We start from the raw sequence: 7869 nt of genomic DNA, 5'->3' as shown, positions 1-7869 counted from the left end.
GGCGCAGCTTGAAAGCTTTACTTCAGAGCTGGAGAATTCGGCAGGGGCTGCGGACAAGCTGGCTGAAACCCAAATGGATACGCTGAAGGGGTCCATAGAGGAATTCAAGTCGGCCATGGAGGCTGCGGCCATTGCAGTGGGCGACAAGTTTGCACCTACGGTACGTTCTATCACAGACATGATTGCGTCCTTGATCCTGTCATTTACCCAACTGGACGCGGGCACGCAAAACGCCATCATCACCTTTGTTGCGGTGACGGCAGCAGTGACGGGTATCACCCTGGCTGTGTATGCGCTGCGTACAGCTCTAATTGCTTTACAGGCTTCCTTCCCTCCATTGCTTGCCCTATCGGCTGCAATCGGGGCTGTGGCTGCTGCGTTTGCTTTCTTTAAAGGCAAGTCAGACGATGCGGCTGCTTCAGCAGAACAGTTTGCCAGGGCTCAGGAAGAAGTAAACGATGCGCTGAACAAATCGCCTTTGCAGCGAACCGTGCAGGATGTTCAAGACCTTCAGGACCGGACGAACGAGCTAAACACGGTTCTGAATGAACGCGCAGCGCTCCAAGAAAGGCTGAATGAGATCGAGACCTTGCAGGCCGATCACATGGGAACACCTCAGCTACTGACGGAAATGCTTGAAATTAACGATCAGCTAGCCGAGATGGACGAACAGCTTCGTGGAATGGGTTATGACGGTTTAGAAGATGCTCAGAACAAGCTAGAACAAATGAACGATGCCATTGATGAATCCGTTCCGGCACTCTTGAAAATGAAAGAGGCTGAAATATCGGATCTATCGGCCAAATACCAAAAGGTCGAGGCCATGGAAAAGCTATCAGCCAGATATAAAGAGCTTGCATCAGCTCAAAACCTGGACGCTTCGCAAAAGCAGGAACTGATTAATGTCACGGATCAATTGAAAAAGCAGTATCCGGACCTGAATGCGCTCCAAGATGAATCGGGCCGGATCACGATAAAGAATATCGGGATCATTGACGATCATATCAGCGCGGAGCGTAGTTTTATTGATACTTCAGCCCAGGCAGCTAATGCGTACCTAACTCACCTGGAAGCGATGGCAAAGGCCAATAAGGCATCGGTTGAGGCTCAGATAAAAAACTTTGAAGCTCTCGCAAAAGCCATGGCCGCCGTAAGCGGGAAAAATGCCAATCCCATGGTGGCGAAAAAAGTTACCGCCGTTGGTGGAATCAGCGTCAATACTGCATTTGAGAATTTTGCCAATGGCGGGGTAGATGAACAGCTTACCGGATTGTATGACAAACAAAATATAGCAAATCAGAATCTGCTGGAAGTGCAGCGGGCCAAGGAATCTCTGACTACGGGCGAAGCCTTTAAACAGGTATCGGGTAGCGGGATTGATTTGTCCAAGCCCGAAAAGACAAAAGCGGCGAAGTCAGCAAAAGCCAAAACCAAAAAAGAAAAAACAGGGAAGTCAGCTGCGGAACTGGCTGCGGAGGCCCGGAAGAAAGCTTATGATGCTGACATTGCCACGGTCCGGTATCAGGCGGATATGTATGACTGGTCAGCTGACAAACAGATTGAGGCGTACAACAAGGTAGCCGTAAAGCATAAGCAGCACCTAAAGGAAACCGTTGAGGATCAGCGGACGATGAATCTGCAAATTAAACGGCTCCAGGAAGACAGCACTAAAGCCCGTTATGACTTTTCTTCCGAGTGGATCGATAAGGATCAGCGCCGGATGGAAGAGGCCGGGAAAACGGAAGTTCAGATGGCTACGGCCAAGCTGAATGCGTGGACGCGGGTCCGAGATCGGTACGAGAAAGATTCAGAGGAATACAAGAAGGCTGACGAACAGGTGTATCAGTCCCGGAAGGAATTAACGCGGCAGATTGAAGCGGAGCAAAAGAAGCAATACCAAGCCTCATCGGAATGGATCACCAAAGAAGAACGGCGTATGGAGGATTCCGGCAAAACAGAGCAAGAAATCTTGCAGATGAAACTGGATGCCTGGACGCGGGTCCGTGACCGATACGAGAAAGATTCCGAACTATACAAGCAGGCTGACGAACAAGTGTATCAAGCCCGAAAGGCTTTAATCCAGCAAACCCAAAAGGATACGGAAACGCTGCTTAAAACGCAAAAGACCGCTGTTAACGATGCCAAAAAGGCCGAACTAGCGGCTATTGATGCGCGTAAAAAGGCGTTCGTGGATGCTCAAAACGAAAAGATTCAGGCCATTGACGATCTGATCAAGAAGGAACAGGAAGCCAATAGTGATGCGGATTACGAAACAGAGCTTGCCAAAAAGAGAGCTCGTGTGGATCTGCTCAGTACAGCTGTTAGTCCTGAAGGGATCAAAGAACGAAATGACCTGATTGCTGAAATCGAACGGATGCAGCTGGAGCATTCCCGCGAGCTACGTCAGCGGGATCTAGAAGACCAAAAGGACAAGCTCCAGGACGAAAAAGCAGAGCAGGAACAGGCATTTGAGGATGAGAAAACAGCCACAGAGGCCCGTTATGATGCCCTGGCCCAAGTTTTCGAGGATCACGGGGATGACGTCAAGCTGATTGAAAGTGCGGTTCAAGAATTCCGGGTGAATGCGAGCAAGGAAGCGAATGCCCAAATTCTAACCGACCTAGATGCCTTTTTAAGCCAATATCAGTCCAAGATGTCCACAGTATCCAATCTGACCGGAAACTCGCAGCAGGCGCTAGATTTGCAGGAGTACAACGCTAACAAGGATGCATACAACGCAGCCAAGGCAGCGGGCAACAAAGAAGAGATGCAGCGGCTGGCCGAGCGAAATCAGGCGATTCGTAACCAGTACGGCATTGCGAAGGATACAGGCAAGCTGGATAGCTTCGATGTCGGCGGCGTGGTTCCGGGCGCTCCGGGTGAGCCCATGCAGGCAGTGGTCCACGGCGAGGAAGCTATATTTAATCGCCATCAACTGAATAACCTGTTCCGGCTCCTGGAAGTGCCGCAGCTGACCATGAAGCCCGAGCAAGCTGCGCCGCCTGTGCAAGAAGTCACGCAGCACTTTAACATGTCAACGGGAACCGTAGTTTTAGAGGATAAGGCAGATATTGATATGTACTACAATGGCCGCGAGCGATTAGCGCGGAATTTGCAAACTAAAGGGGTGAAAGGGTGATGGAGTATGACGTAAAGGTGAACGGTCTATGGGTGTCTACCATCGGGGCAACTCTGGTGGGCCGTACCCTTCCAACCTTGCCAGAAGCCGAGGAAAATACGGTCAAGCTGGCCGGGAGTGATGGTGAGGAAGACTTTGGATCTACCTACGCCACCCGGCCGCTGGAGCTTAGTTTCTATGTCATGGGTGATGCATCTGAGTATCACGAGATCATGAACCGATTGGCAAATATCTTTCACGCCAAACGCGGGGAACTGGAGCTGATATTTTCGGATCGGCTGGACAGGCGTTACATGGCCAAATATCGAGGGACTACCGGTTATGACCCTTCTTCCGTGAACCACCAGGTGGATATTCCGCTAAAGATGTACAACCCATTCCCGGAATCAAGTGAGGAATTTGTGTTTGAACCGATTATCACCAAGTCGCCGCAAATCGTGACCGTAAAGTCCGGTGGAGACATCCCGGCCAATCCGGTCATTGTCCTAACGAATCAGGGCACGAACGTTATACGAAATTTTAGAATAGCGAATGAGTATTTAATTGAGTAGGAGGGGTTAGGTTTGGCTGATATTATGCTTTCAAAATCGAATTACTGGAAAAGAGCGTCAATCAATGCGGCGTTACGAGGCGTTAACTTTACGGCTCCAGCAAAGGTGTATATCGCGCTGTATACATCCAATCCCACGGATGCCGATACAGGGCAGGAGGTCACAGGCGGAGGTTATGCCCGGCAACAAGTTACCTTTGGAGATCCTGTGATTGCTGAACGCAGAGCAGCGGTCCAGAACACAGCTGACGTATCGTTTCCAATCGCTACAGCAGACCAAGGGCTGATAACGCACATCGGTATCCGGGACGCGGCGACAGGCGGAAATCTACTGTATCACGGGGCCGTGAAAACGCCGAGAACGGTACTGACCAATGATTTAATCCGTTTCTTGGTGGGACAACTCAAAATCGATGAAGGGTAGGTGACAGCATGAAAAAGATGTATCCAGCGGTGGTTAACTCTCCGAAAACAGAGCTTACGGATTTAATCACCGAATCACAGACAGATATTACTGTTGCTGACACTGGAGTCCTTTTGCCAGGGGAAGGGATTGCAACAATCGGCAATGGGGATGCAGCGGAAACTATTTTGTACACATCCGTTGACGGGAACATATTAAAGGGTTGTATTCGGGGTTTCCAGGGAGTTGCGCGAGCCTGGACGGCTGGCACGCGCATTGCTCGTAATTTCGCGGCAGCTGATTGGGATGCGGCCCGGCTTAATATACTTGAAATGGCTGATAGATTGGATACTCCTAATCGAACAGCCATTTCCCTGCTACCAGGTATCCAAGTAGTACAGGCGGATCAGGATGCGGCTTTTAAGCTTGCTGGCTTGCAAGGTCGTACATTGGTGAATTTGTTAGGGCGTGATGGGAATTTTGAAGATGCGAGTAAATGGTCCTTAGCATCATGCAGTTTTACTCTTGATAATACAAGCTTTTTATATGGCAGCAGTTCAGGCAAGGCCACAACAACTGGTACAAATTCATCTGGTTTGGTGCGTAGAAAAACCCTTGTTCCAATAGACAACACGAAGTATTATATCGCTATCGTCGAGATAAAGAATACCGACGCAACTTCTGCATACTTGCGAGTGATGAAGCCGGATTACAGCGCAACCTTAAAATCCAGCACGCCAAAAACGAATAAAGGATCATATCTACTGCATTATGTTAAATTAAGCCCTGCTGATCTTGTAGGACTCAATAGCATATCATTTGACTTGGTATTTCCTTATGTGAACACTGGGTCGGTAATCAATTTTGATGGCGGCGGAGTTTATGAGGTGGATAAAGCCTTATACGACCGCATTGGAGTAGACGTCACAGAGTCAAACATCCGTGATTATCTCCCTTACGTTGATAGTGTTCAACCCGTGCGAAATCCGTATGCGATTCGCTATGGGGAAAACTTGATACCTCCGTTCTATGAGGCTTCGTTATCGGGAAGTGGTCAGTTACCCACTGGACCGTATGCCGCATCGCTTACTGCAACAGTAGTGAATGTTGCTTGGATTTTCCGTATCCCTTGTTCTCCAAATACGGAGTACACATTTTCTCTAAGTCATAACGGCATGATTGCATTACAAGACTTGGATGCGGCGGGAAACATTATACAAAACAGTTTGTATCAAGATACACCGGAACTACACATAAAGACATCACCTAACGCTGCTTACTTGAGTATTATTATCGGAAATGGATCGAAAGGCGCTGGGACATATACCTTTTCAAACCCAATGCTTACGCTCGGCACGACACCCAAACCGTTCAAACCACGTGAAGACGTTATGCTCGCGTTGCAAACGGAACTGTACGCCGATCCAGCGACAGGGGCGAATGCTGACGAAGTGTTCGAGAAGGACGGGCAATACTTCAAGCTGGCGAAGTGGAATAAACTTGTATTGGACGGATCTGTTCCGTGGGTTCATCAGTCATCAAAATCAGGGTTTAAAGTAGTCTCTGCAGAGGTGGTAAAAGGAGGCGTAAATAATTCTGGTACTGTAACCAAGTATAACGGAAATATGTTACCGCGTGGTGATGCGGCATCTGCCGGAGATATGCAGAATGTTTACACGCTCGGAGGGGCAGGAAGTTTCTATCTGTCAGTTTTAAATACAGACAGTGGATGGGGAGATTCATACACGCCGACAACCGACGAGATTAAGGCGTATTTCATGGGATGGAGAATGTTCACTGACGGTCAAGACGCATTAACCAATACCTATGCAGGAACGGGGACAAAAAAATGGGTAAAGTTTGGATACACAAGTACATCGGGAGTTCCATCAGACGCGTATTCCGCAACGCTTCCAATAACTCTCGGATATGTTAATGGCGCAACGCCTTACCAACTCGTATATCAACTTGCAACGCCAACTGTCGAACCAATTACGTCAGAAGGACAATTGACTTTTATTGAGGGAGATAACCAAGTTGAAGTGGGAACGGGAATTGTATTGCGAGAAGCAACTAAACCCGTAATGACTAAAGTCGGAAGTATTGAGTATTATCATTTCAATAATACTGATTCGGGCGTAAATAACCCGTTTAAATATCGAGTTGGAAAGATATTGAACATTTACATGAACGGCAAACGAGCTGCTGGCGTAGTCGTAAAAAACGAAAAAGAAGCTTACGGAAATCAAGACGCTCATATTGAAGGCAAGGACTTTATTAAAGACGGAGCATACACGGCAACATACCTAATGTTGGACAAGTCTCCGATTGCTCCATTCATCGGATCAGTCCCAGACAACGAAAAGGCACTGCTTATGGACTTGGTACAAGACGTTCAACAAGCGAAAGCACGTATTAGTGTTGTGGAGAGTAAGAAGGCAGAGAAAGATGCTCCTGCATGGATAGAACCAACCCTTTTAAGCGGATGGGCTAACTTCTTGAGCGGATTTAGTCCGGCGGGGTTCTACAAAGATTCAATGGGATATGTGCATATAAGAGGGCTGATCAAATCAGGAGCCGGAGGAGCGTTTTTCAAACTACCTAAAGGATATCGGCCCACACATGCTCTGGCTTTTTCCACAATTTCTGCCGCGAACTCCGCTGGTGACGGGGCATTGCCAGCAAGCATAAATATTTTTCCTGATGGAACGGTTATTACTGCTGTTAACTTCCAATCAGGATTTATGTCATTAGAGGGAATATCATTTTTAGCAGCTGATTAATAAAAAGGTGGGATTACATGAAAGCCGTACCTAAAGTAAATACAGACGGCCTCTATATGGAGGACGAGTTGGTGGACGATGCCTTTTCCGGTGTCGTCCCTTTTTATGCCGAACCTGAGCCGATTGTCTATGACCCTGAAGCGCCTGAGCAGCTTGAAGAACCCGAAGAAGAGGAAGAGACTGAACCGGAGATAGCCGGGTATGTTGTCGGCTTTCCAGTTACTTCGGGGCTGTTCCTGCCACGCTTTGACCTGGCAGCCTGGGAAGCCTATCAGGATGCCGTGGAGATTGACCCAGAGGAAAAGTTTCCTGACCTGTGGGCTGAAGGGTTAAGCCAGGAAGAAATTGACGAGCTGACGAAACCGCAGCCTGTCGAGCCATCGGAAATGGACAAGATCGGGGAACAGCTCGTACAACGTGAACTGGAAGCCCTGGAATTAAAGCAGCAGAATGAAATCCTGGGCGAGCAAATTGTCATGAGGGAATTGGAAAGTGCAGACCTGAAGGCACAAAACGAAGCGCTAGGGGCGCAAATTGTAGGTATTGAGCTGCGTTTGTTAACTATTGAAACAGAATCGAAGGGAGACGGTGCAAATGTTTAATTCTGATTTCGAAAGACTCCAATATTACTATGAAAAGAAATGGGCGAAGGAACCACAGCTGAGACAGTATGTTTCCTTTGGCGTGATTACGCCGGAAGAATTTGAACAGATCACAGCGCAACAATACGAAGCGTAAGCTGAGGGGGGGGTGTCCGGCTTGTTCGGAGGCGGATTTAACGAAATAGCTTACAATGCAGGCGGCGGTGAAAACGTCATTGACCTGGCGGCGCACTTATCAGGCGGAGCGCAAATGTATTCTAAGCGGACCATTTCAGGAGGGGAGGACGTGACAGGGTTTAACCTTGTCGCGTTCAATGCTCCAGAATTATCCGGTGATACGGAATACTCGCTGGATTACGCTGTGGAAATGACGCTATCAGCAGAGTTTTCCG

The 7869-nt window shown here is 48.4% G+C and carries 6 protein-coding genes and 1 pseudogene; all 7 read left to right on the top strand.

Annotated features, from left to right (window positions below; translation table 11 throughout):
* Positions 1 to 3139, top strand: a 3139-nt coding sequence (locus HP552_RS02680; protein ID WP_175394127.1) for a phage tail tape measure protein, incomplete at its 5' end; no start/stop codon positions are given.
* Positions 3139 to 3690, top strand: coding sequence for a distal tail protein Dit (locus HP552_RS02675; RefSeq protein WP_175394126.1), 552 nt, complete (start codon positions 3139 to 3141; stop codon positions 3688 to 3690). The genes HP552_RS02680 and HP552_RS02675, both read left to right, overlap by 1 nt.
* 12 nt (positions 3691 to 3702) lie before the next feature.
* Positions 3703 to 4113, top strand: coding sequence for a phage tail fiber protein (locus HP552_RS02670; protein ID WP_175394125.1), 411 nt, complete (start codon positions 3703 to 3705; stop codon positions 4111 to 4113).
* An 8-nt stretch (positions 4114 to 4121) separates the two neighbouring features.
* On the top strand, positions 4122 to 6875 hold the full coding sequence (locus HP552_RS02665; RefSeq protein WP_175394124.1) for a hypothetical protein: 2754 nt from the start codon (positions 4122 to 4124) through the stop codon (positions 6873 to 6875).
* Between the two features lie 17 nt (positions 6876 to 6892).
* Complete coding sequence (locus tag HP552_RS02660) at positions 6893 to 7477, top strand: SH3 domain-containing protein (RefSeq protein ID WP_175394123.1); 585 nt, start codon at positions 6893 to 6895, stop codon at positions 7475 to 7477.
* Positions 7470 to 7613 carry an XkdX family protein gene (locus HP552_RS02655; RefSeq protein ID WP_175394122.1) on the top strand — a complete coding sequence of 48 codons (144 nt, stop codon included), beginning with the start codon at positions 7470 to 7472 and terminating at the stop codon, positions 7611 to 7613. Before HP552_RS02660 ends, HP552_RS02655 begins: the two co-directional genes overlap by 8 nt.
* A gap of 21 nt (positions 7614 to 7634) precedes the next feature.
* A pseudogene (locus HP552_RS02650) lies at positions 7635 to 7869 on the top strand (phage distal tail protein); the annotation flags it as partial.

Source organism: Paenibacillus xylanilyticus (genome assembly GCF_013359935.1).
GTDB lineage: Bacteria > Bacillota > Bacilli > Paenibacillales > Paenibacillaceae > Paenibacillus > Paenibacillus xylanilyticus.
This window is presented reverse-complemented; position numbering and strand designations above follow the sequence as displayed.